Origin of the sequence: Aeromonas sp. TW 6, from assembly GCF_013168745.1 — a bacterium.
GTDB lineage: Bacteria > Pseudomonadota > Gammaproteobacteria > Enterobacterales > Aeromonadaceae > Aeromonas > Aeromonas caviae.
On record NZ_JABERS010000007.1, the window covers coordinates 66824 to 91846 of the forward strand.

The 25023-nt window shown below is 62.5% G+C and carries 20 protein-coding genes; 10 read left to right on the plus strand and 10 right to left on the minus strand.

Going from position 1 to position 25023, the window contains the following annotated elements; translation table 11 throughout:
- Positions 1–44: 44 nt before the first annotated feature.
- The 5 genes from HKD46_RS05265 to grpE form a co-directional block, all read right to left on the minus strand.
- Positions 45–1004 carry an aminoimidazole riboside kinase gene (locus tag HKD46_RS05265; protein ID WP_171865010.1) on the minus strand — a complete coding sequence of 320 codons (960 nt, stop codon included), beginning with the start codon at positions 1002–1004 and terminating at the stop codon, positions 45–47.
- A 111-nt stretch (positions 1005–1115) separates the two neighbouring features.
- Positions 1116–2606, minus strand: coding sequence for a carbohydrate porin (locus HKD46_RS05270; RefSeq protein WP_171864993.1), 1491 nt, complete (start codon positions 2604–2606; stop codon positions 1116–1118).
- A 266-nt stretch (positions 2607–2872) separates the two neighbouring features.
- Positions 2873–4009, minus strand: a complete 1137-nt coding sequence (dnaJ, locus tag HKD46_RS05275; protein WP_010673647.1) for a molecular chaperone DnaJ — start codon at positions 4007–4009, stop codon at positions 2873–2875.
- A gap of 254 nt (positions 4010–4263) precedes the next feature.
- Positions 4264–6192 carry a molecular chaperone DnaK gene (gene dnaK / locus HKD46_RS05280; protein ID WP_010673646.1) on the minus strand — a complete coding sequence of 643 codons (1929 nt, stop codon included), beginning with the start codon at positions 6190–6192 and terminating at the stop codon, positions 4264–4266.
- A gap of 284 nt (positions 6193–6476) precedes the next feature.
- Positions 6477–7052: a nucleotide exchange factor GrpE gene (grpE, locus tag HKD46_RS05285; protein WP_042014244.1), complete on the minus strand. Its 576-nt coding sequence runs from the start codon at positions 7050–7052 to the stop codon at positions 6477–6479.
- A gap of 263 nt (positions 7053–7315) precedes the next feature.
- Between grpE and nadK the strand changes: the two genes are divergently transcribed.
- On the plus strand, positions 7316–8200 hold the full coding sequence (gene nadK, locus HKD46_RS05290) for an NAD(+) kinase (protein WP_010673644.1): 885 nt from the start codon (positions 7316–7318) through the stop codon (positions 8198–8200).
- Positions 8201–8224: 24 nt separating this feature from the next.
- On the opposite strand, the gene HKD46_RS05295 is transcribed toward nadK, so the two are convergent.
- Positions 8225–9085 (minus strand): GGDEF domain-containing protein, encoded by an 861-nt coding sequence (locus tag HKD46_RS05295; protein ID WP_311697600.1) that lies wholly within the window; start codon positions 9083–9085, stop codon positions 8225–8227.
- Positions 9016–9381: a hypothetical protein gene (locus HKD46_RS21300; protein ID WP_234887996.1), complete on the minus strand. Its 366-nt coding sequence runs from the start codon at positions 9379–9381 to the stop codon at positions 9016–9018. The genes HKD46_RS05295 and HKD46_RS21300 overlap by 70 nt, the downstream gene beginning before the upstream one ends.
- Before the next feature lie 305 nt (positions 9382–9686).
- On the opposite strand from HKD46_RS21300, the gene recN reads away from it, so the two are divergent.
- From recN to HKD46_RS05330, 7 genes are all read left to right on the plus strand, one after another.
- Complete coding sequence (recN, locus tag HKD46_RS05300; RefSeq protein WP_042014248.1) at positions 9687–11351, plus strand: DNA repair protein RecN; 1665 nt, start codon at positions 9687–9689, stop codon at positions 11349–11351.
- 471 nt (positions 11352–11822) lie between these two features.
- Positions 11823–12263, plus strand: a complete 441-nt coding sequence (locus HKD46_RS05305; RefSeq protein ID WP_042864170.1) for a universal stress protein — start codon at positions 11823–11825, stop codon at positions 12261–12263.
- Between the two features lie 194 nt (positions 12264–12457).
- Complete coding sequence (locus HKD46_RS05310; RefSeq protein ID WP_171864994.1) at positions 12458–13621, plus strand: efflux RND transporter periplasmic adaptor subunit; 1164 nt, start codon at positions 12458–12460, stop codon at positions 13619–13621.
- Positions 13618–15642 (plus strand): MacB family efflux pump subunit, encoded by a 2025-nt coding sequence (locus HKD46_RS05315; protein ID WP_171864995.1) that lies wholly within the window; start codon positions 13618–13620, stop codon positions 15640–15642. The genes HKD46_RS05310 and HKD46_RS05315 overlap by 4 nt, the downstream gene beginning before the upstream one ends.
- On the plus strand, positions 15639–17012 hold the full coding sequence (locus tag HKD46_RS05320; protein ID WP_171864996.1) for an efflux transporter outer membrane subunit: 1374 nt from the start codon (positions 15639–15641) through the stop codon (positions 17010–17012). The genes HKD46_RS05315 and HKD46_RS05320 overlap by 4 nt, the downstream gene beginning before the upstream one ends.
- Positions 17013–17144: 132 nt before the next feature.
- Positions 17145–17951 carry a siderophore-interacting protein gene (locus tag HKD46_RS05325; protein WP_161470471.1) on the plus strand — a complete coding sequence of 269 codons (807 nt, stop codon included), beginning with the start codon at positions 17145–17147 and terminating at the stop codon, positions 17949–17951.
- Between the two features lie 251 nt (positions 17952–18202).
- Positions 18203–19309, plus strand: coding sequence for a 3-deoxy-7-phosphoheptulonate synthase (locus HKD46_RS05330; protein ID WP_161470472.1), 1107 nt, complete (start codon positions 18203–18205; stop codon positions 19307–19309).
- A 470-nt stretch (positions 19310–19779) separates the two neighbouring features.
- On the opposite strand, the gene HKD46_RS05335 is transcribed toward HKD46_RS05330, so the two are convergent.
- Positions 19780–20187, minus strand: coding sequence for an H-NS family nucleoid-associated regulatory protein (locus tag HKD46_RS05335; RefSeq protein ID WP_010673634.1), 408 nt, complete (start codon positions 20185–20187; stop codon positions 19780–19782).
- A gap of 349 nt (positions 20188–20536) precedes the next feature.
- Entirely contained in the window at positions 20537–21481 is a 945-nt protein-coding gene (gene dsdC, locus HKD46_RS05340; protein ID WP_161470473.1) for a DNA-binding transcriptional regulator DsdC, read from the minus strand.
- A gap of 215 nt (positions 21482–21696) precedes the next feature.
- Between dsdC and dsdA the strand changes: the two genes are divergently transcribed.
- The gene (dsdA, locus tag HKD46_RS05345; RefSeq protein WP_161470474.1) at positions 21697–23028 is read left to right on the plus strand and encodes a D-serine ammonia-lyase; all 1332 of its coding nucleotides are present in this window, start codon (positions 21697–21699) and stop codon (positions 23026–23028) included.
- A gap of 339 nt (positions 23029–23367) precedes the next feature.
- Positions 23368–23544: a hypothetical protein gene (locus HKD46_RS05350; protein ID WP_010673631.1), complete on the plus strand. Its 177-nt coding sequence runs from the start codon at positions 23368–23370 to the stop codon at positions 23542–23544.
- 66 nt (positions 23545–23610) lie between these two features.
- Here the strand turns inward: HKD46_RS05350 and icd are convergent, their stop codons facing one another.
- Positions 23611–24864: an NADP-dependent isocitrate dehydrogenase gene (gene icd, locus HKD46_RS05355; protein ID WP_010673630.1), complete on the minus strand. Its 1254-nt coding sequence runs from the start codon at positions 24862–24864 to the stop codon at positions 23611–23613.
- Positions 24865–25023: the final 159 nt, after the last annotated feature.

Below are 25023 nucleotides of genomic sequence, written 5' to 3' on the forward strand. Positions count from 1 at the left end.
TCACATGAGAGTAGGGGCTGTCGAGCCGGGCTTCTAGCCGCAGATCAACAGCCGTCTGCGCCTGATCGCAAAAATTCATCCAGCTGGGTGCGGGTGGGCAGTGCCGTCATCGCCCCCTTGGCGGTGGTGGCGAGCGCCCCGCAGCCGTGGGCCTGAGCCAGAATGGCGGGCAGCTCGGCCAGCGTCGGCAGCGAGGTCCGTTCGGCCAAGGCCGCCAGCAGCCCGGCAACGAAGGCGTCCCCCGCCCCCGTGGTATCGAGTGGCGTCACTTTGGGCCCCACCCACTCCAGCAACTCGCCACCCAGACGGGCCACCACACCGGCCGCCCCCCGGGTCACCAGCACCAGGGCCGGGCCTGAAAGAGTGGCAAGCCCCGCCGCCAGATCGTCCAGACCGCTCAGCAGTTGCAGCTCCTCCACCGAGAGCTTGACCACGTCTGCGAGGGCCATGGCCTCGCGCACCACGGGCAGCATCTCGGCAGGGTTGCCCCACACCTCTGGCCTCAGGTTGGGGTCGAAGCAGACCCGCCCCCCGACGGCACGGATGGTCGCCATGGCTTGCAGACAACTGCTGCGCACCGGCTCGTTGGCGAGCGCAATGGAGCAGGTCAGCAGCCACTGCCCGGCCTGGAAGACCGGCAGATCGGCGGGGCTCAGGAACTGATCGGCGCTCGGGCGCACCATGAAGGTGAAGCTGCGCTCCCCCGCCTCATCGAGATCCACCAGCACCGTGCTGGTGCGATGGGCCGGATCCTGGATCAGGTGGCGAATGTCGACCCCCTCCCTGGCCAGGGTCTCCCCCATGAAGCGGCCGAAGGGATCCGCGCCGACCCGGCCAATGAAGGCCGATTCCCCGCCGAGCCGGGCAACGCCCACCGCCACGTTGGCCGGTGCGCCACCCGGACACTTGAGGTAGTACTGCTCCCCTTCCGGGATCAAGTCCACTACCGCATCCCCCATTACCCACACACGATTCGTCACCTTGTTGCTACTCCACTGCTGCACAGGATTTGCCGGGGTCAGCCCCGGGTTCTGGGTCCGCATTATCAGCTAAACCGTTTTAGCTAACCAACAGATCCCGGGGCCGCCTGCCATTTTTGTGATCGGGATAACGAACTAGAACCAGGTTTCCATCTGCACGCCAAAGTTCCACTCGCCCCCGGCGGTGAAGTTGCTCTGGCCCATGGCATCGGAGCTGGCGTAGTTGTCGAGCTCGGAGGACCAGTCCATCCAGGTGGCGAACACCCGCAACTCGGGCCGCTCGAAGAAGCCGGCGGTCTGCGCCTTGAAGGTCGGCGCGAAGGTGAGCTTGGTGAAATCGCCGCTCACCGCCTGACGACCCTTGTAGCCCTTGGGATCGAGGTCCATGTACTGCCAGGTCGCCTCGTAAACCAGCTCGACGTTCTGGCTCAGTACCTGGGCCAGGCGGCCATTGAGGGTCACCCAGCGGTACTCGTCCCCCTTCACGTAACGATCCTGGCTGTGCTCGGCCAGCAGGGCCGGGGCGACACGCCAGCGAGGCGCAAGATCGGTAGCGCCAAATACGGCGACCCGCACCGCATCGGCATCCGGCAGCAGCTCGCTGTCGGAGCCCAGCCCCTTGAGCTCGGCACCCAGACCGTGGCCATACAGCACCGCCGCCTTGGAGAAACCGGGGTTTATGCCAAAGAAGCTGTCGGCGTGGTAGGCCACCAGGGTGTGGGCCCCCTTGTTCGCCGCTTCGCTGCCCGCGCCGCCGTCATTGATGCGCGCCTCGTTGTCCTTGGCGGAGAGGCCGTTCAGCATCCACTGCCAGTTGCCAACGCGGTTGTTCATGGTGAGGATGTAGCTCTCGATGTCGGAGAGACCGCTCGCGCTGATGTCGCCGTAGTCGCGCCCGTAGAGGGAGAAGTTCGCCTTCCAGTTGTCGGCCAGCTGCACGTCGTAGACGCCGCCGCCGGTGCCGGCCAGGAAGACCACGTCCGAGTCGAGCCAGTGGATATCGAAGTTGTCCCGGTCAAAGCGCTTGCCCGCCCAGAGCACCGAGTGCTGGAAAGGACCGCTGAAGCTCGCCAGATCGCCGATTTCGGCAAACACCTGGCGGGTGTTGAGGCTGGAATCGCTGGCGGTCCAGTCGTTGCTGGTCTCCACCCCGTCCGCCAGCATCAGCTTGTAGCGGGCCCAGCTGCCATCGTCGAAGGTCTGGGTCTTCAGCAGGTTGGCCTCCATGTAGGTGTCATCCTCGTTGCCAAGGCGACCCACGGCGCCGCCCACCGAGCCGGCCGGGGTGATGTAGGGGCCGCCGCGGCCACCATTGCCGTTGCCGTTCACCAGCAGGCCCGAGCGGGCATAGCCGTGGAACTCGAAGCCCTGGGCCCCGGCGGTCTGCTTGTCCACCTTCTCGCTCTGGGCCTTGGCAACCACGGCGGTCTCGCGGGCTTCGTTTGCCTTGCTCTGGGCCTCATCGGCCCGCGCTTCGGCAGCGGTGGCGCGCGCCTCGGCTGCCTGCACCCGCGCCTCCAGCGCCGCCAGACGAGCCTCGATACCACCATCCGCCGCCCACAGCGGGCTGCTCATTCCCAATCCCAGCGCCACGGCCAGCGCCAACTTGCTCTTGAACATCGTCATCGTCCTCACCTGTCTTCTGTCGCCCGTCCGGGCTCTGTTGTTGTTGACGAGCCGAGGATAGCTAAACCGCTTTAGCTGACTCAATATGCCAGCTAAACCGTTTCAGCAGGAGTGTGAGCGGGATAACATTTGTACAGGAGGAATTGGTGGAAGTTGTGAGGAGGATCCCTCATCGGGATCCACTCAATAAGGGGGGGTCCAGGCCAGATGGCGGGCAAAAAAAAAAGCCGGCACATCCGTGCCGGCTTGGGTAACGCGGGTCGCGTTTATTTGGTCAGGTCGTCGAAGAAGCGTTTCACCCCTTCGAAGAAGCCTTCGGATTTCGGCTTGTGGGTCTTGGCAGCGGCGCCGCTGAAGGAGTCGTCCAGCTGGCGCAGCAGATCTTTCTGGGTCTCGGTCAGCTTGACCGGAGTCTCGATCACCACCTTGCACATCAGATCCCCCACCTGGCCGGAGCGCACGGACTTGACGCCCTTGCCCCGCAGGCGGAACAGCTTGCCGGTCTGGGTCTCCGGGGTCACCTTGAGCTTGACCCGGCCATCCAGGGTCGGCACTTCAATCTCGCCGCCGAGCGCTGCGGTGGTGAAGCTGATGGGCACTTCGCAGTAGAGGTCGTTGCCGTCACGGACGAAGATCTCGTGCTCGCGCACGTGAACCTGTACGTACAGATCCCCCGCCGATGCGCCGGTTTCCCCCGCTTCCCCTTCGCCGGAGAGACGGATGCGATCCCCGGTATCGACCCCGGCCGGGATCTTGACCGACAGGGTCTTGGTCTTCTGGTAGCGCCCTTCCCCATGGCACTTGCGGCACGGATCCTTGATGATCTTGCCGCGACCGTGACAGTGGGGGCAGGGCTGCTGCACCGCGAAGAAGCCCTGGCGCATCTGCACCTGGCCGGAGCCGTGGCAGGTGGGGCAGGTCTGGGCCTGGCTGCCGGTATGGGCACCGGAGCCGTTGCACACTTCGCAGTGGACCTGGGTCGGGATCTTGATCTCCTTGGAGACCCCGCGCACCGCCTCTTCCAGCGTCAGCTCCATGTTGTAGCGCAGATCGGCGCCACGGGCCGGGCCGCGACGACCGCCCCCGCGACCACCGAAGATGTCGCCAAACACGTCGCCGAAGATGTCGCCGAAATCGGCACCACCGCCAAAGCCGCCGTGGCCGCCACCCTGGCTCGGATCCACCCCGGCATGACCGTACTGGTCATAACGGGCACGCAGGTTCTCGTCGGTCAGGACCTCGTAGGCTTCCTTGACCTCTTTGAACTTCTCTTCAGCCCCGGCATCACCCTGGTTGCGATCCGGGTGATACTTCATGGCCAGACGCTTGTACGCCTTCTTGATCTCGCGCTCGTCGGCACCTTTCGATACCCCGAGCACTTCGTAGAAATCGCGCTTCGACATACTCATCCTGTTGCTATATCAGCAGTTACGCAGACGGGCGTTGGTTACCCAACGCCCGTAAATTCATTGACGAATCTGCTCACACTCTTACTACGAAGCCGTGATCAAGGCTCATGTGCTGCTCGGAATCCTCACGTATATCTATACGCTCCGGTTCCTGCGCTGCTCTTTACCTTGCTGACGGCCTCTCGCGACAGACCGTGAACAGATTCTGAGCCGATGGGCGAAGCGGACTTCGCCCATCCGGGTCGGGCTTACTTCTTGTCGTCTTTCACTTCTTCGAACTCGGCGTCGACCACGTCGTCGTCAGCCTTGGCAGAAGAGGAGGACTGACCGGCGTCAGCACCGGCGGCGCCTTGCGCCTGAGCCTGCTGCTGGGCAATTTCCATCAGCTTCTGGGACGCTTCCAGCAGCGCTTGCTGCTTGGCTTCGATGGCAGCCTTGTCGTCACCCTTGATGGCGGATTCCAGCTCGCTCAGGGCAGTCTCGATCTTGGTCTTCTCGTCGGCAGGCAGAGCTTCACCGGCTTCGGTGACCTGCTTGCGCACGGAGTGGACCAGACCGTCAGCCTGGTTGCGGGCCTGCACCAGCTCTTCGAACTTCTTGTCCTCGGCCGCGTTGGCTTCGGCTTCGCGTACCATGCGTTCGATCTCGTCATCAGACAGACCGGAAGAGGCCTGGATGGTGATCTTCTGCTCCTTGTTGGTCTCCTTGTCTTTCGCGGAGACGTGCAGGATGCCGTTGGCATCGATGTCGAAGGTCACTTCGATCTGCGGCAGACCGCGCGGTGCCGGGCGGATGCCTTCCAGGTTGAACTGGCCCAGGGACTTGTTGTCGCTGGCGCGCTTGCGCTCACCCTGCAGCACGTGAATGGTCACGGCAGACTGGTTGTCTTCGGCGGTGGAGAACACCTGGGACTTCTTGGTCGGAATGGTGGTGTTCTTCTCGATGAGCGCGGTCATCACGCTACCCATGGTCTCGATCCCCAGGGAGAGCGGAGTCACGTCCAGCAGCAGTACGTCGGTCTTGTCACCGGACAGTACGGCACCCTGGATGGCAGCACCCATGGCCACGGCTTCGTCCGGGTTGACGTCTTTGCGCGGCTCTTTGCCGAAGAAGTCGGCCACGGTCTTCTGAACCAGCGGCATACGGGTCTGACCACCCACCAGGATGACGTCGTCGATCTCGCCAACCGCCAGACCGGAGTCTTTCAGGGCGACACGAACCGGCTCCAGGGAGTCTTTCACCATGTCTTCCACCAGGGATTCCAGCTTGGCGCGGGTCACCTTGATGTTCATGTGCTTCGGACCGGTGGCATCTGCTGTGATGTACGGCAGGTTGACGTCGGTCTGCTGGGCAGAAGAGAGCTCGATCTTGGCTTTTTCGGCGGCATCTTTCAGACGCTGCAGGGCCAGCTGGTCGTTGCGCAGGTCAATGCCCTGCTCGCGCTTGAACTCGTCAACCAGGTAGTTGATGACGCGGTTGTCGAAGTCTTCACCACCCAGGTGGGTGTTACCGTTGGTTGCCAGCACTTCGAAGGTGGTTTCCCCTTCGACTTCGTCGATCTCGATGATGGAGATATCGAAGGTACCGCCACCCAGGTCGTATACGGCAACCTTGCGCTCACCCTTGACCTTGTTGACGCCGTAGGCGAAAGCCGCGGCAGTCGGTTCGTTGATGATGCGTTTTACATCCAGACCGGCGATGCGACCGGCATCCTTGGTGGCCTGACGCTGGGCGTCGTTGAAGTAGGCCGGTACGGTGATGACGGCTTCGGTCACCGGCTCGCCCAGGTAGTCCTCGGCGGTCTTCTTCATCTTTTTCAGCACTTCGGCAGAGATCTGCGGCGGTGCCATCTTCTTGCCTTTCACTTCAACCCAGGCGTCACCGTTGTCGGCCTTGGCGATGGCGTACGGCATGATTTTCAGGTCACGTTGTACTTCGTCATCTTCGAAACGACGGCCGATAAGACGCTTGATGGCGAACAGCGTGTTCTTCGGGTTGGTGATGGCTTGGCGCTTGGCCGGCTGACCAACCAGGATTTCGCCGTCATCGGCATAGGCAATGATGGACGGAGTAGTACGGTCGCCTTCCGCGTTCTCGATCACGCGAGCATGGTCGCCATCCAGAATAGCGACGCAGGAGTTGGTAGTACCCAGGTCAATACCGATGATTTTACCCATTTGACGAATCTCCAAATACTTTGAATAAACTGGCGAGGGGCTCGCCTTGATACGTTAACGGCTAGGTGGGGCCTGCCACTGTGGCTTTCAAGCTCCCGGCATCAAATTTTTTGTGCCGCCGTGGCCTTGCAACCTATATGGGGTCTCAAGTCGGCGCTTCAAGTCCGGCCCTGAAAAAACCTGCATACAGGCCACCTGACAGCCAAATGACGCCAGACACGTTTTTTTGGCGCCACATCCAACAAAAAGCCCGCCAAGCGGCGGGCTTGGTGAGAACAGCGTGATCAGTCAGCGGACTTGGAGACCATCACCATGGCCGGGCGGATGACGCGGCCGTTGAGCTCGTAGCCCTTCTGCATCACGGCGATCACTGTGTTCGGCGCCACGTCGGCACTGGGCACCATGCTCATGGCCTGGTGGGCATTGGGGTCGAACGGCTGGTTGGTCGGGTCCAGCGCCACCAGGCCGAACTTGGCCACGCCGCTCTGCATGGATTTCAGGGTCAGCTCGACCCCTTCAATCATCGGCTTGAGGGTGTCGTTCTCCTTGTCCGCCAGCTCGATGGCGCGCTCCAGGTTGTCCAGCACCGGCAAGAGCTCTGCGGCGAACTTCTCCAGTGCAAACTTGTGGGCTTTCTCCACGTCCTGAGCAGCACGGCGACGCAGGTTCTCCATCTCGGCGACGGCGCGAATGGCGCGCTCGCGCTCTTCCAGGGAAGCCTGCTGGGCCGCCTCCAGCTGGGCCTCCAGCTCGGCGATGCGGGCCTGCTCGGCTGTCACTTCACTGTCTACATCGGTCGGCTCGATTGGCTGGGCTTCCACTTGCTCCATCGCTTCAACCTTTTGTTCTTCGTGGCTCATGACATCTCCAATATTCAGGGGTTGCGTGTGAGGGTGGCTGGCGTTCAGACAAGCGACACGCGCCAGCAGACCCTGTGTTGGCGCTATTATGGGGACACAGCCCCGGCTTTCAAGGGGAAAAGGGCAGATCGGGCACAATGGCGCCCATCCGCGTGCCAGGCAGCCCCTTTTCGGGGCCGATTGCACCAACCGCCACGGAGGCAGACAAATCCCCGGCAAAGCGCGGTATACTCCCCCCAAGACTCTCCCAGACCCGATAACCTATGGATTCTCCGTTCAAAACCGTTGCCCTCATCGGCAAGCCCCATCACGAGGGGGCCAACCAGACCCTGACCGGCCTGTACCAGTACCTGACCAGCCGCGGCTTTCGCGTGCTGCTGGAGAGCCGGGTGGCCCATACCCTGGGGCTGCTCGGGGAGAACGTGATGGATCTGGTGCAGCTCGGCGAGCAGGCGGATCTCGCCATTGTTGTCGGCGGTGACGGCAACATGCTGGGGGCCGCCCGGGTGCTGTCACGGTTCGATGTGGCGGTGATCGGGGTGAACCGGGGCAACCTCGGCTTCCTGACCGATCTCTCGCCCCAGGATTATCTGCTGCCCCTGGAGCAGGTGCTCTCGGGTCACTTCAAAAGCGAGCATCGCTTCCTGCTGGAGGCCGCCGTCTATCGCCACGGGGAGCGCAAGTCGAGCAACCTCGCGGTCAACGAGGCGGTGCTTCACCCGGGCAAGATCGCCCACATGATCGAATTCGAGGTCTACATCGACGGCAGCTTCATGTACAGCCAGCGCTCGGACGGCATCATAGTGGCGACACCCACCGGCTCCACCGCCTACTCCCTGTCGGCAGGGGGCGCCATCCTCACCCCCAAACTCAACGCCATCACGCTGGTGCCCATGTTCCCGCACACCCTGAGCAGCCGCCCCATCGTGCTGGATGCGGACAGCGAAGTGCGGCTGCTGGTCTCGCCGGACAATCAGGACGACGCCATGCAAGTGAGCTGCGACGGCCAGGTCACCCTGGCGGTCCACCCGGGGGACGAGATCCTTATCAAGAAGAGCAGCCACAAGCTGCATCTGGTGCATCCGCTGGATTACAGCTACTTCCACGTGCTGCGCAACAAGCTCGGTTGGGGCAGCAAGCTCTTCTAGCCAGGCAACACCGGTGGCGAGGGTCTACCCCTCGCTGCTTTCGACCAGCCGAGGCGGTGCCGGCTCGAATGCCAGATTCACCCCGTTTCTCCCCGCTTCCTTCACCCGGTACATGGCAGCATCGGCTTTGGTCAGTATCAGTGCCAGGTCAGCCTCGGCACTGGCGCACACGACCCCCATGCTCACCGTAACCCCCTCGCACGGCAGGCAGGCCCCCTGCCGGGAGCCCGTCTCTATCTGGCGGCGGATCCGGTCACAGATGTCGTGGGCCATCTGGCCGCTCACGCCCCCCATGATGATGGCGAACTCCTCGCCACCGATGCGCCCCACCAGATCATCCTTGCGTACCTCGGCCACCAGCACCCCGGCCACATAGCGAATGACTTCATCCCCGCAGCCGTGACCAAACTGGTCGTTGACCCGCTTGAAGTGATCGATGTCCAGGACCACCACGCAGCGCGTCTGGCCAGGCGTAGTACCCTCTCCGTGCCTGAAGAGGCCGCGCCGATTGAGCACCCCGGTGAGGGGATCCCGCTCCGAGAGCGCCAGCAATGCCTCCTCCGTCTCCACATAGGCCACCAGAGGCAGCAACAACACCGAGCCGATGGTCAGCACCATGTGCATGAAGAAGATGAGATCGAGCCAGTCTCCGTCCCCCATCCGCTCTTCGACTCCCAGCAAGAGCAGCCCCCCCTGACTCAGCAGGATGGTGAAATGCAGCAGGTAAATGAGCGCCACCACATGGAGCACCCGCTTCTGTTGCCGGTCGAGAGAGACGATGAGGCAGGCGCACCACAGGTACAACATCGACTCCATCAGAGCCAGCACAATGCGCACGGGGGCGAGGCTGGACAGTCCCAGATAGAGCAGCAGCAACACCGCCACGCCTCCCCCCACGGCACGGGGATGCCATGCGCGCTCGTAAAGCGCACAAAAACCAGCGAGCAACAGCGGATGCTCATGAGCGAGACCAGGCCGCCGACCCGGATGCCCAGCGCCGGATGGCCGCCCAACACCCCCAGACTGAGCAGCAGGATGGAGAGGGAGAAGAGAAAAGCGGAGAGGGACCAGTACAGAAAGTTGCCTCGACCCGGCTTCAGGGAGTGGATGAACAGCATGATCAGCCCCGACATCAGGTTGATTGCCAGGGAGATCAGCAGCAGGGTCGGGGTATGGATCATCGTGACGCATCCTTGCGAAGAGGTCTGTGCACAGCCCAGGCTCAACCAGGACTGTTTCGAGTGTGTCTCAACCCGCTACTCACCACAAGAGAGCCCCTCAAGGTGGCTTCTCGCATCGCCTCAGCCCATGCCAGGTACGCAGGTTGATTTGCAGGCCATCTGATCGGCGTCACACCCATGCCGCGGCCTTGACATCCTTGCCCTCCCCCTGTTTCGCAAAAATCCTCCCTGCCCACTTTACTGTATATAAGACCAGTATATACTGGATGCATACACAGTAATGTTGACCCATACAGGATGAGACCATGCTGACCCAGCTGACCGTCAACAACTTCGCCATCGTCAAGTTTCTCGAGCTCGATCTGCAACCGGGGATGACCTGCATCACCGGGGAGACCGGGGCGGGCAAATCCATCGCCATCGACGCTCTGGGGCTGTGCCTGGGAGAGCGCGCCGAAGCCAGCATGGTGCGCCCGGGCAGCGACAAGACCGAGGTGAGTGCCCGCTTCCTGCTGGAGGGTAATCCTGCCGCCCGGGCCTGGCTCGCCACCAACGAGCTTGAAAATGACGGTGAGTGCATCGTCCGGCGGGTACTGTCCGCCGAGGGGCGCTCTCGCAGCTATATCAACGGGGTTCCCGTCCCCCTCGCCCAGCTCAGGAACCTGGGTCAACTGCTGGTCAACGTCCACGGTCAGCACGCTCACCAGATGCTGCTCAAACCCGATTACCAGCTCGCCCTGCTGGACGGCTACGCCGGTCATCATCTGCTCCTCGACGATGTGCGCCGCCACTACCAGCAGTGGCGCCAGTTGCAAAACGAGCTCAACCGGCTCAAGGCCGAGCAGCAGCAGCGGGAAGCCCGCCGTCAACTCATCGAATACCAGGTGCAGGAGCTGGACGAATTTGCCCTTCAGCCGGGAGAGTTTGAAGAGATTGAAGAGGAGCATCAGCGGCTCGCCAATGGCACCGAGCTGATGCAGGAGTGCGGGTATTGCCTCGATCTGCTCTATGACAATGAAGAGACCACCATCGCCGGTCTGCTGCAGACGGCGGTGGACAGGGCCGAGACCCTGGTCGGCATGGACAGCCGGCTTGGCAACGTGCTCGGCATGCTCAACGAAGCCCTGATCGGCGTACAGGAGAGCCACAGCGAGCTGCGCAGCTATCTCGACCGGCTGGAACTGGATCCAGAGCGCTTCAACGAGCTGGAGAGCCGCCTCTCCAAGGCCATCAACCTGGCACGCAAGCACCATGTCAAACCGGCGGAGCTGGCCCTGCACCATCAGGAGCTGGCCGCCGATCTGGCCCGCCTCAACTCCGACGAGGAACGACTCGAGGGGATGGAAGACGAGCTGGCCTCGGCCCGACAGGCCTTCGTGCAGGCCGCCGAGGCCCTGAGCCAGAGCCGCCAGCGCTATGCCGAGGAGCTGGGCGCAAAGGTAAGCGCCAGCATGCACGAACTGGCGATGCCAGATGGCCGCTTCGCCATCGAGGTGCGACCCGATGCCCAGAGCAGCCTCTCGCCCCTTGGCATCGATCGGGTGGAGTTCATGGTCACCACCAACCCGGGTCAGCCCATCCAACCCCTTGGTAAGGTGGCTTCCGGCGGCGAGCTGTCGCGTATCAGCCTCGCCATCGTGGTGATCAGTGCCCGCAAGATCTCCACCCCGACCCTTATCTTCGACGAAGTGGATGTGGGGATCAGCGGCCCGACCGCCGCCGTGGTGGGCCGCCTGTTGCGCCAGCTCGGCGAATCCACCCAGGTGATGGTGGTCACCCACCTGCCCCAGGTGGCAGGCAAGGGTCACCAGCACATGGTGGTGAGCAAACACACCGACGGCAAGACAACGGAAACCCAGATGCAGGCGCTCACCCCGGGTGCCCGGCTCAACGAACTGGCCCGCCTGCTGGGGGGCGATCAGATCACCGACAACACCCTGGCCAACGCCCGTGAGTTGCTCGCAAGCTGACCACGGGGCGGGAGGGATGCCCTCCCGTCCATGTCGGCCCTTTCAGATTGACCGTGCCATCATCGCGCTGGCCAGTTGAAGCCTCTTGCCGATGGCACCGGCCTGGTTGGCCCATGCCGTGAGCCGCAAGCAAGAACGAGGGGCTGCCCGGGCTAATCCGCGGCACGTGTCTTGATGCTCAGTCTGAACCTGCCAGCCTGGTCATCACCCAGTCGGGCTTCCATCGCCATGGTCAGGACGCCACTCATCTTCGTTGCACTCATTCACATTTCGAACGGCCCCACTCCTTCATTTTCCATTCAACTCAGTCTGTTATGATGATGTAAACGGACTCGGTACCTTCAGTTGCCATCGACAGAAGGTGACGCTTGATGCAAACACACCGGGTTCGTTTGAGCTGACATTTCGCGGGAAGGGAGGATGGGAGCGCGCTTCCGCCGTCTGACCCGCACCTGCCAAGGAGAACTGCTTATGAGCCCGACCAATATTGTGCTGTTGCTGGAAGGCAAGGATTACGAGCAGGAGACACTGGCCAAGGCGAGCCGTCTGGCACAAGGGCTGGGCGCCAACCTGACCTTGTTGCACCTGACCCACAGCAGCAAGACCCGTCGCAATAGTCTGTCCCTGTCACAAGAGGAGCGCAGCGCCCAGGGCACCCTGGATGCCAAGGCGATCATCAGTGAACTCATCACCCAGCTGTCTCATCCGGTGGATTACCAGTGTCTGGTGGTGGATGACGTGGTGCCGGATCTACAGCGCTGGCTGGCCGCCCACCCCGCCGATCTCTTGCTGGTCGGCAGCCGTCATCACTGGATGGAGGGCTCGCTGGCCCGCCTGCTCCTCTACAAACTGCCCCTCGATATCCAGATCTGCCACGAGCCTCACGCCGCCTTGCTCAAAGCCGTCGGTTGACACCACAAGACCCGCTCCCTGAGCGGGTCTTCTTGTTTCTGACGCCCCGCCGTCATCCTCCCCCAGCTTGACCTCCTCCACTGCGTCACCGCCAGAACCACACGATTTCTTACACATTGCTCGCTTCTTTTTGAGGGCCATTTGCTGCACGATATGGCCCTTGCACGCCTTCGCTCGTTTCGTTCAGGTGATAAATGAAAGCTCTTCGAAAACCCGGCAAGCTCGCCCTGCTCGCCCTTGTGCTGATCCCTCTCGTCACCTGGCTGGCCTGGCCAGGCAACACACCGGACCCGGTACTGACCGCAACGGTTACCCGACAGGATGTGGAGCAGACGGTGCTCGCCAGTGGCGTACTGCAGGCCATCGAGCAGGTGGATGTGGGGGCTCAGGTCTCGGGTCAGGTCACCTATCTCGCGGTGGAAGCGGGTCAACAGGTCAAACAAGGAGAGCTGCTGGCGGAGATCGATCCCCTGATCGCCCAGAACAACCTCAAGACCGCCGAGGCGGAGCTGGCCAGCCGCCGCGCCCAGCTCAAGATCAAGCAGGCACAGCTCAAACAGAACGAGCTTGCCTGGCGCCGCCAGCAGCAGATGTTTCGGCAGGAAGCGAGCTCTCGTGCGGATCTGGAGAGCGCCGAAGCCCAGCTTGCCGTCACCCGGGCCGAGCTGCAAAGCGCCCAGGCCGACATCGACAACGCCATCATCAAGGTGGAGCGCGCCAAGACGGAGCTCGGCTACAACCGCATTCAGGCCCCCATGGATGGTACCGTCGTCTCCATTGTCACCCGGCAGGGGCAGACCCTGGCCGCCAGCCAGACGGTACCGACCCTGCTCAAGCTCGCCAATCTCGACACCATGACGGTCAAGGCCCAGATCTCCGAAGCGGACGTCACCCGTGTCAAGGCGGGCATGCCGGTCTATTTCACCCTGATAGGGGATCCGGATACTCGCTACCACGGTACCCTGCGCACGGTCGAGCTGGCCCCCACCAACATCAATGAGCAGACGGCCAGCACCACAGCCACCAGCAATGCGGCCATCTACTACTATGCCCTGTTCGATGTGCCCAACCCCGGCCATCAGTTGAGGGTCGCCATGACGACCCAGGTCACCATCGTACTCGGCGAGCGCAAGCAGGTACTGACGATTCCCCAGACCGCCCTCGGCAAGAAGACTGGCGACAACGAGTACGAGGTCAGCCTGCTCAAGGCAGGGGACCAGAGAGAGACCCGCCGCATCAAGACCGGCATGAAGGATGACATCAAGATTGAGGTGGTGAGCGGCCTGACCGAGCAGGAGAAGGTGATCCTGGAGCAGGGCAAGCCGGCCCTGCACGATGAAGGGGAGATGGAGCCGTGAGCGAGCCCCTGATCCGTCTCAAGGGCATCGAGCGGCGCTACCAGAGCGGAGAGCACGAAGTGACCGTGCTGCACCCGCTGGATCTCGCCATCGATGCCGGGGAGATGGTGGCCATCGTCGGCGCCTCCGGCTCCGGCAAATCGACCCTGATGAACCTGCTGGGCTGCCTCGATCGCCCGAGCGGCGGCCAGTATCTGTTTCGCGGCCAGGATACCGCGACCCTGGATGCCCTCTCCCTGGCACGGCTGCGCTGCCACCACTTCGGCTTCATCTTCCAGCGCTATCACCTGCTGCCCCATCTGGATGCGGCCGCCAACGTGGAGATCCCCGCCATCTATGCCGGCACCGCCCACCTTGATCGCCAGGCCCGTGCCCGCACCTTGCTGACCCGCCTGGGACTGCAGGATCGCAGCCACCACAGACCCGGCCAGCTCTCCGGCGGTCAGCAGCAGCGGGTCAGTATTGCCCGGGCGCTCGCCAACGGCGGCGAGGTGATCCTGGCGGACGAACCCACCGGCGCTCTCGACAGCCAGAGCGGCAAGGAGGTGATGGCCATCCTCAAGGAGCTGCACGCCCAGGGCCACACCATCATTCTGGTGACCCACGACATGGCGGTGGCAAGCCATGCGGATCGCATCATCACCCTGCGTGACGGGCGGGTAGTGGAGGACAGCGGCCATCGGGCGACCGATGACAACGCAGCCTCACCCTCCCTATCCGGGACGCCGGCCCACCCGCAGCCAGGTGACGGCAGCCAGCTGCCCCCTCCCCCTGTCGGGCAAGATGCACAGAGCACAGGCGCCGCCGTCCGCACCGCAAGCCGGGGCTGGGATCGCTACCGGGAGGCGGGGCGCATGGCCCTGCACGCCATGCTGGCCCATCGCATGCGCACCTTCCTCACCATGCTCGGCATCATCATCGGCATCGCCGCCGTGGTCAGCGTGGTGGCGCTGGGTCAGGGGGCGCGCGCCAAGGTGATCGACGACATCAACGCCATGGGCACCAACACCATCGACATCTTCCCCGGCAAGGACTGGGGAGACGAGAAGGCCGCCAGCATCCAGACCCTGAACGAGCGGGATCTCGACGCGCTGCTCGGCCAGCCCTATCTGGAGGGGGCCAGCCCCCAGATAGCGACGTCGGGCCAGCTTCGCTATCGCAACAAGACCAGCAGCGGCAGCGTGATCGGGGTCGGCAACGACTTTTTCCGGGTCAAGGGGATGACGCTCACCCAGGGGCGCCTGCTCGATGAGCGGGACATTCGCAACCGGACGGCAGTCGCCGTGGTGGATGGCAAGACCATAGAGAGCCTGCTCGGCAAGGTGGACCCGGTCGGCCAGGTGGTGCTGGTCGGCACCCTGCCGGTGCGCATCGTGGGGGTGGTCACCCAGGAGACCGGCTTTGGCCGCAGCAGCCAGTCGGTCAATGTCTGGCTCCCCTACAGCGCCGTCATGAGCCGTCTCCTCTCCCAGCAGCACTTCACCCAGATCACCATCCGGGTCAAGGACGGCGTCCAGCCCGCCCTGGCCGAGCAGGCGGCAGTCGCCCTGCTGACCCAGCGCCACGGCGTGAAGGACTTCTTCACCTTCAGCAGCGACAGCATCGTCAAATCGGTGGAGAAGACCACCGCCACCCTGACACTGCTGGTCTCCGCCATCGCGGTGATCTCCCTCATCGTCGGCGGCGTCGGAGTGATGAACATCATGCTGGTCTCGGTGGTGGAGCGCACCCGGGAGATAGGGATCCGCATCGCCGTCGGCGCCCGCCAGTCCGACATACTGCAACAGTTCCTCATCGAGGCGGTGATGGTCAGCCTGCTGGGGGGGCTGCTCGGTATCGGCCTCGCCCTGCTCATCGGCGCTCTCTTCTCCCTGCTCGTGGAAAGCTTCCAGATGCGCTTCTCGCTCTTCTCCATCCTGATGGCCTTCGGGTGCTCCTCCCTCATCGGGATCCTGTTTGGTTACCTGCCCGCCCGCAATGCGGCCAGGCTCGATCCGGTGGAGGCACTGGCGAGGGAATGACGATGCACAACCTATCAAGGCTCGGGCTAAGCCTGATGCTCACCGCCAGCCTCGGTGCCTGCAGCCAGCAGAGCACCTATCACAGACCCGATCTCGACGTGGCGCCAGCATGGCAGCAGGAGAGCCGGGGTCTCACCGCGCAGCAGGCTGGCCCCTGGTGGCAGGGATTCCAGGATCCCGCGCTCGATCGCCTGGTCGAGGCGGTGCTGGCCGCCAACCCGGACATGCGGGTGGCCGGGCTCAAGCTCAAGAATGCCCTGCTCGGCGCCGATCTGGCTGACACCAACCTCACCCCCTCGGTCAGCGCCAATCTCGGGGCCAGCGGCACCAAGAACATGAAAGATGGCAGCGCCAGCAGCAACCTGGGCCCCTCCCTCATCCTCAGCTACGAGATGGATCTCTGGGGCAGACTGGCCGCGGCAAGGGATCAGGCGAGCTGGGAGGCACAGGCCAGCGAACAGGATCTGGCCGCCACCCGATTGCTGCTCATCGGCAAGACCCTGGAGCAATACTGGCAGCTGGCCTACCTCGGCTCGGCCATTACCCTGGGCACCCAGCAACTGGCCAATCTGGAGCGCATTGAGCGCCTGACCCGCGCCAAATACGAGGCGGGCGCCGTGACCCGACTCGATCTGGTACAGGCCAGCCAGCAGAAGGCAGGCAAGCAGGCGGAGCTCGCCACCCTCACCCAGCAGCGGGCACAGGCGGGCAATGCTCTTCGCCTGCTGCTGGGCCGCAGCAGCGGGCCGCTCGCTGACGCTCCCGACGCCCTGGTAATGGGCCCGATCCCGTCCCTGGCGGCCGGCATCCCAGCCGATGTGCTGGCCCGGCGGCCCGATGTGCGCGCCGCCGAACTCAGGCTGCGCAAGACTCTCGCGAGGGGAGACGAGATCCGCACCGGCTTTTATCCCACCCTGAGCCTGACCGGCGGTGCCAGCACCACCTCGGATACCCTGACCCAGGTGCTGCAAAATCCGGTTGGCACCCTGGGCGCCACGCTGGCGCTCCCTTTCCTCGAGTACAACAAGACCCGGCTCTCCATCGCCAGCGCCGACATCGACTACCAGATTGCCGAAACCGAGTTTCGCAAGCAGCTCTATACCGCGCTGCTGGAAGTGGAGGATGGCCTGGCCGCCCGTCAGCAAGGGGAACAGCGGCTGCGCTATCTGGAGCAGCAGAGGGCCTATGCCCGGGAGGCCGAGAGGCTGGCAGGCGCCCGTTTTCTGGCCGGTGCCACTGGGGTGCAACCCTGGCTGGATGAGCAGAACCGCCTGTGGGATGCCGAGCTCGCTCTGCTGGCACAGCAGCAGGCCCAGCTCAACAACATGGCAGGCATCTATCGGGCGCTGGGGGGAAGCGATCGAACCTGACCCAGGCAGAGTGTGTGGGATCGCGATGGACATCCAGAGGAGGTCAATCGCGACCCATTCTGCCCACAAACCAATTGATAATAGTTTTCATTTCATCAAGAATGGGCGCCATCATCAGCCAGGAGTATGCCCATGTCTCAACCCGCCCCGGCCAATCGCCCCCGCCTGCTCACCGTCAAGCATGTTCAGGATGTGAGCCCGCATCTGCGCCGAATCTGCCTGACCAGCCCCGAGCTTGTGGACTACCCCTTCAGCTGTGGCGGTGCTCATGTCAAGATCATGCTGCCCCGACCGGGTCAGCGCGAGATAGTGTTGCCCACCCCCACCGACAAGGGGCCTCGCTGGCTCGATCCCGCCCAGAAACCCGTCATTCGCACCTTCACCATACGCGCGTTTCGCCGAGAGGCGCTGGAGCTCGACATCGACTTCGCCCTGCACGGCGAGGCCGGCACCGCCAGTCGTTTCGCCCTGCACGCCAAACCGGGTGACAAGCTCGCCATCTCGGGCCCGGGCGGTCCCGACCCCATGCTGCAAACGGCCGAGCACTATTACATGGCGGGGGATCTCACCGCCCTGCCCGCCATCAGCGCCATGGTGGAGGTGATGCCGGCCCATGCCCTCGGCCATATCGCCCTGCTGGTCCCCCATCAGGACGACGTACAGGATCTGTCGCTGCCGGCCGGCGTCGACCTGCGCTGGTTCGTGGGCAATCCGGAGCAGGCCGCGACCCTGGTGGCGCATTTCACCGCCCAGCCTATGGTCGCCGAGGGGAGCTATTTCTGGTTTGGCGGGGAAGAGAGCCTGGTCGTGCCGCTGCGCCGCCACGTCAGACGCACCCTGAATGCCGAGCGCCAGCGGGTCTACGCAGTCCCCTACTGGCGCAGCGGCAAGGATGAAGACGCCTACCATCAGGACAGGCACGCCGTGATGGACAGCTGACCCCCTCTTTATCTGGTGACTGGCGGGCTTCTTCCCTCGGGGAAGCGGCCTGCTTTTGCTGCGGTTCCATCGCCATCGTTCTCTCTCCCCCCATCTTCGCCTGGCGATTTCATTGCACTTGCATTTGAGACAAACACCAAGATAATGACAATCATTCTCAACAACTGCGATAAGCCGTGAATCTGTCTGCTCCCAACAGGATGCCGCATACGGGTTCTCCATCGCACACATGCACAGCAAGGTAACTCCAGATGGCAGTTTTGAATTCGGTCATGCGCGCCTTCGCCATAGAGGCGCTACCCACCCCTGCCGAGCTGCTGGCGCAGCACCCCTGTCCGGCCGACATGGCCCGGCACATCGACAACCAGCGCCATCAGGCACGCCGGATCCTGGCAGGTGAAGACGATCGCCTGCTGGTCGTGATTGGCCCCTGCTCCATCCATGATCCCGTCGCGGCCCTGGACTATGCCGGACGGCTGGCACGACTCGCCACCGCCTATGAAGACAGCCTTCAGATAGTCATGCGAGCCTATTTTGAAAAGCCGCGCACCACGGTGGGCTGGAAGGGGCTGGTCTTCGATCCGCACCTGGACGGCAGCAACGACATCAATCGGGGATTGCATCTGGCACGCCAGGTGCTGCTCGACATCAATGGACTGGGGCTCGCCACCGCCACCGAATTCCTCGACACCACCAGCTTTCTCTATCTCGCCGATCTCGTCAGCTGGGGCGCCATCGGGGCACGCACCACTGAGTCTCAGGTCCACCGGCAATTGGCCTCCGCACTGCCCTGCCCCGTGGGATTCAAGAACGGTACGGACGGCAATATCCGGGTCGCCATCGATGCCATCCAGGCCAGTACCGCCTCCCATCTCTTCACCGCCCCCGGCAGCCAGGGCGGCATGGTGGTGATCAAGAGCGAAGGCAATCCCGACGGCCATATCATTCTGCGTGGCGGCACCCTGCCCAACTACCACCAGAGCGATGTGGCGGAGGCAGCAGACCGCCTCACCCGTCAGGGGCTCCCCTCTCGCCTGATGGTGGATTGCAGCCATGGCAACAGCCAGAAGCTGCACACGAACCAGCTGAAGGTCGCCAAAGAGCTCTGTCGCCAGCTGAGCGAAGGGAGCCAAGCCATCGCCGCCGTCATGGTCGAGAGCTTCTTGCTGGGAGGAAACCAGAAACCGGCTCCTCTGGGTGAACTGCAATACGGTCTGTCAGTGACCGATGCCTGCCTCTGCTGGGAAGAGAGTGAACACCTGCTTGCCATGCTGGCAGAGGCGGTCCAGGCCCGTCGCCGCACCCGGAGAAAATACACACACGCCGTTCAGTCTGCACTCGGACAACCCGTCATCTAGCATTCGGTTTATTTGTTTGCCACCAATCCGTGTCTGCCTCATCCGCACATTGTCCGGCATCGTGCGGATATATCGCAGAAGAGCGGTGTCAAACAGACCATAAATATAGGGGATAAATTAATAGGCGGTGGGCGTCATGCATCAGCATGAAAAAGAGACGGGCCGCTCAGGCATACAGATGAGGATCCACCGCCGCTATTTCATTCTGTCACAGCAGGTATCCATGATCGTTTCTCACAAGGGACGAAGAAACACGGGCTGTATGAGTCCTCAGTGCGTATAAGTGGCGAGGTGGCGTGGAAGATGATGCGCCAACTTTATTGGGCACATGATGGTTATGGCTATTCCAGACGAGGCTCTCCAATTAACCGGAGTAACCTGCGCAATTGGGTTTTACTGCGACATCCTCTGAACCCTGAAAATAATAATGCCGCCCTGCAGGCGGCATTATCGAGATCCGGATCCGGCGATCAGATCAGGAAATCGTTCAGATCCTTGCCCAGCGCAACTTGCTCGGCGATGGCCTTGGGCATACGACCCTGACCGGTCCAGGTCTTCTCCTGACCGTCTTCCTGGTACTTGTATTTCGCAGGACGTGGAGCACGCTTGCTCTTGGTGGTGCCCGCCGCAGCCGGAGCCGCCACGCTGCCGATCAGCTCACGGGGATCGATACCAGCCTGTTGCAGCATTTCGGTGAATTCATTCAGTTTGCGCTGACGCTCTTCCTGTTCGGCACGTTCCTGTTCAACGGACTCGGCACGCTCGTTATATACCAGGTCAAACTTTTCTTTCGCTTCTTGCAGTTGCTCAAACGGCAGTTCACGAATGGCAGCGCGCAAGCTGCGAATGTTCAGCAGAACCTTCAGAAACTCGTTCATTACTTCCTCACAGAATTATTTTTGTATGTCACAGGGATAACACGATTTGAGAGTAGCATGCCCATTGGATAACAACATAATGTTTTTATACCATCCGGCAGCGCTCTGACACCATATGGACATTATTCACCGTGGTTAATTCCCTGCCTGATACTTATTGGGAATACCCTCACGGACTTTATTTTCTATTTTCCCCGGTTAATCTCTGGTTCACCTCATCCGTTGCACACGCTGTTATCTCTTACCCGCGTCGCTCTGCGCCAGGTCATTTAGCAGCAGTGTCGGCACTTATTGTACAAATAGTGCGCTCATGGCCATGACCTTCGCGGACAATAAACCAGGTCCCGTGTCAGGATGCCCCTTGCGCCTGATCCTGTATCCAGCGGATGAATGCCTGGATCTTGGGACACTGGCGGTGAGGGAGGGTCGCCAGGTAATAACGCGGCTCGCAGCGCACCGCCATGTCCGGGAAGGGCATCACCAGCGCTCCGCTCGCCAGCGCCTGGCTTGCCAGTTGCCTGCGCCCCATGGCGACACCGGCGTGGTGGGTGGCGGCAAGGATCGCCAGATCCGCTCGATCAAATCCCATGTGTGATGCGCAAGTCTCCAGGGAGAGATGCCAGTGACTCCCCCAGGTGCGCCACTCGTCGCTGTCGGTGTCCTGGCCCCAGGCCTGCCTGTCATGGAGCAGGCGGCACTGCTGCAGATTCCTCACCTCCCCCATCAGACCGTGGTCGCTGGCGTATTGCGGGCTGCACACCGGCACCATGTATTCATCCATCAGGGGGTGGATGGCCAGGCCCGTCGGGGTTCTGGCATCGAAGTTGAGGGTCAGATCGATGCCGTAGCCGTGCAGGTTTATGTGCTCGTTGCCCGTCAGCAGGTTGAGCTCGATGTGAGGATGCAGACGGGAAAAATCGGCGAGCCTTGGCACCAGCCAGCACTGGGCGATGGAGGGGCGCGAGTGCAGCGTCAGGGAGCCCGACAACGCCTGCTCCCTGATCTCCAGCACCTCCTGATTGATGAACTCCAGGGAGGAGGTGAGGGCCCAGAAGATGCGCTGCCCCTCCGTGGTCAAGGCCACCTTGCGGTGAAAGCGCTGGAACAGCAAAAACCCGAGCGCCTCTTCCAGGGCCGAGATGCGGTGGCTCACCGCGCTTGGGCTCAAGGAGAGCTCGTCGGCGGCGAGCGCAAAGGAGCCGTGGCGGGCCGCCGCCTCGAAGGTGTGGAGCCTGGCTAGCTGATGGCTGCTGAGCAGCTTGCTCCTCACCCCTGGGTGCTCATCGCGTTGCATGGTTGGGCCTCCCTCTCTTTTATCTGGCAGATGATACCAGAAGGGCGAGGTTTGCATTCACCAGGAAGACTCAACTCACCCGTATGCGAAGACACAACAGGGTAGATGACCATTTGCATCAACTGGGCTCATCCAAGCCACGCGTTTTATCATTTGTCACGGCAACGCTGGTGCCATTCAATGGGATGATTCCGTCACCACCCCGAGAGGCTTTCATGACACACACCGACATTGCCGGGCTCATCGCCCGCTTCCCCCTGCTCGAACCGCTGATCGCCCTCACCCCTGTGACCTGGTTCAATCCGGGGGCCACCTCCCTCGCTGAAGGGTTGCCCCATGTGGGGCTCACCCGGCACGATGTGGCCGCCGCCTCCGCCCGGCTCGCCCGCTTCGCCCCCTACCTGTGCGAGGCCTTCCCCGAAACCCGCGCCAGCCACGGCATCATCGAGTCCGGGATCGCCGCCATCCCGACCCTGCAGGGGACCCTCAATGGGCGCTATGGCGTCGAACTCACCGGCAGGTTGCTGCTCAAACAAGACAGCCACCTGCCCATCTCCGGCTCCATCAAGGCGCGCGGCGGCATCCACGAGGTGCTGGCCCATACCGAACATCTGGCCATCCAGGCTGGGCTGCTGCGCGAGACGGATGACTATCGCACGCTGTTCTCGGACGAGTTCCGCCACTTCTTCAGCCAATACAGCATTGCGGTGGGGTCGACCGGCAACCTCGGCCTCTCCATCGGCATCATGAGCGCCCGCCTCGGCTTTCGCGTCACCGTCCACATGTCCGCCGATGCGCGGGAGTGGAAGAAGCAAAAGTTGCGCGAACATGGCGCCATCGTCGTGGAATATGCTGACGATTACGGGGTGGCGGTGGAGCAGGGGCGCAAGGAGGCCGAACGCGATCCCACCTGCTTCTTCATCGATGACGAGCACTCTCGCACCCTGTTCCTCGGCTATGCGGTGGCGGGCGAGCGGGTGAAAAAGCAGTTCGACGAGATGGGCATCAGGGTGGACGCCGACCATCCGCTCTTCGTCTACCTGCCTTGCGGCGTCGGCGGTGGCCCGGGCGGAGTGGCCTTTGGTCTCAAGCTGGCGTTCGGGGACAACGTGCACTGCCTGTTCGCCGAACCTACCCACTCCCCCTGCATGCTGCTCGGGGTCCACACCGGGTTGCACGATGCCATTGCGGTGCAAGACCTTGGCATCGACAACCTCACCGCCGCCGACGGCCTCGCGGTGGGACGCGCCTCCGGTTTTGTCGGCCGCGCCATGGAACGCCTGCTTGCGGGCTTCTACACCCTGAGCGATCAGGAGATGTACGACCTGCTGGGGCTCCTGGCCCGGGATGAAGAGATCCGGCTCGAGCCCTCGGCACTGGCGGGCATGGCAGGCCCCTGGCGAGTGGCCGCCAACCTTGAGTGGCAGAGTGGGCAGGGACTGGATGCTGCCAAGATGGCCGGGGCCACCCACCTGGTGTGGGCCACCGGCGGCGGCATGGTGCCCGCCGAGGAGATGGAGAAATACCTGGCCTGCGCCCGGATCTGATCTTTTTTTCGCCCCCGTGACCCGCCGACCTGGCGGGTTTTTCTGCTGCGAGATCAGCATGATGGCACCTCAGCCCTCGCCCCCATGACACAGACGGCCAGACTGCTGGACAGCCTGATTTGTCATCCAGCCCCACCGACTGGTTATTTTGTGATACGATAGAGACCGTTTTTTGACATCTGCGCCCCGTTGTCCCCTTTTTCCGGTGAGATAACCACCGGTTCCGGCGACCAACACCTGCCGGGCGCAGCACAACATGTGCCCAGTTCGAATCGCTCCTGCGCGACCTTGATGCCAGGAGCACTCCCCTCTGGGCACCTTAGATAAGGAGATCGGGCGATGAAACAATATCAAAGCTGGTTGGGACAATATCTGATGAGCCGCCGTGACGGAGACCACGCCATGGCATCCGAGCTCGCCAGCTCCATCTGCGAATTCTGGCAGGCCCGTGGAGATGAGGCCGAGACCAGCAAATGGCAGCAGATCTACGAGCAGCACGTGGAAAAAACCACCTGACGACCTGCTCTCCTCCATAAAAAAACCGGCGCTCATGGCGCCGGTTTTGCATTTCAACGACCCGGATCACATCTGGTCGATCATGTCTTGGGCGAACTGGGAGCAGGAACGCAGGGTGGCGCCTTCCATCAGACGCTCGAAGTCATAGGTGACGGTCTTGTTGGCGATGGCCGCTTCCATCCCCTTGACGATGAGGTCAGCCGCCTCGGTCCAGCCCAGGTGGCGCAGCATCATCTCGGCAGAGAGGATGAGGGAGCCCGGGTTGACCTTGTCCTGGCCAGCGTATTTCGGCGCGGTGCCGTGGGTGGCTTCGAACAGGGCAACGCCATCGCCGATGTTGGCGCCCGGCGCGATGCCGATGCCGCCGACCTGGGCCGCCAGCGCGTCGGAGATGTAGTCGCCGTTGAGGTTCATACAGGCAATGACGTCATACTCGGCCGGACGCAGCAGGATCTGTTGCAGGAAGGCATCGGCGATGACGTCCTTGACCACGATGGTCTTGCCGGTTTTCGGGTTCTTGAAGGAGCACCAGGGGCCGCCGTCGATGAGCTGGGCATCGTACTCTTTCTGGGCCAGGGCATAGCCCCAATCCTTGAAGGCACCTTCGGTGAACTTCATGATGTTGCCCTTGTGCACCAGGGTCACGGAGTCGCGATCGTTGTCGATGGCGTACTCGATGGCGGCACGGACCAGACGCTCGGTACCGGCCTTGGACATGGGCTTGATGCCGATGCCGCAGGACTCGGGGAAGCGAATTTTCTTCACGCCCATCTCGTTTTGCAGGAAAGCGATCACCTTCTTGGCTTCATCGCTGTCCGCCTTCCACTCGATGCCGGCGTAGATGTCTTCGGCGTTCTCGCGGAAGATCACCATGTCGGTCAGCTCGGGGTGCTTGACCGGGCTCGGGGTCCCTTCGTAGTAACGGACCGGGCGCAGACAGACGTAGAGATCCAGCTCCTGGCGCAGGGCCACGTTGAGGGAGCGAATACCGCCGCCGACCGGGGTGGTCAGCGGGCCCTTGATGGCCACGCAGTATTCACGAATGAAATCCAGGGTTTCGGCCGGCAGCCAGGCACCTTCGCCATAGACATGAGTCGATTTCTCGCCGGTATAGATCTCCATCCAGGCGATCTTGCGCTCGCCTTTGTAGGCTTTCTCGACCGCAGCATTCACCACATTCAACATGGCCGGGGTCACGTCCACACCGATACCATCCCCTTCGATAAACGGAATGATGGGGTTGTGGGGAACCTGCAGCTTGCCGCTGGCATCGACTGTGATTTTCTGGCCCTGGGTCGGGATAACTACTTTGCTTTCCATCGGCATCTCCTAACTTCCGTTTGTTATCAATCTGATCGTTGCGCGCGGCCATCTTAAGCCCATCCATTTGCATAATCAAATAGCGGGCGTGCATGTCAGACCATAGTCGGGGAGTGGATCACAGTGCGCCTGAGGATCCCCTCCTCCCTCGCCGCCCTC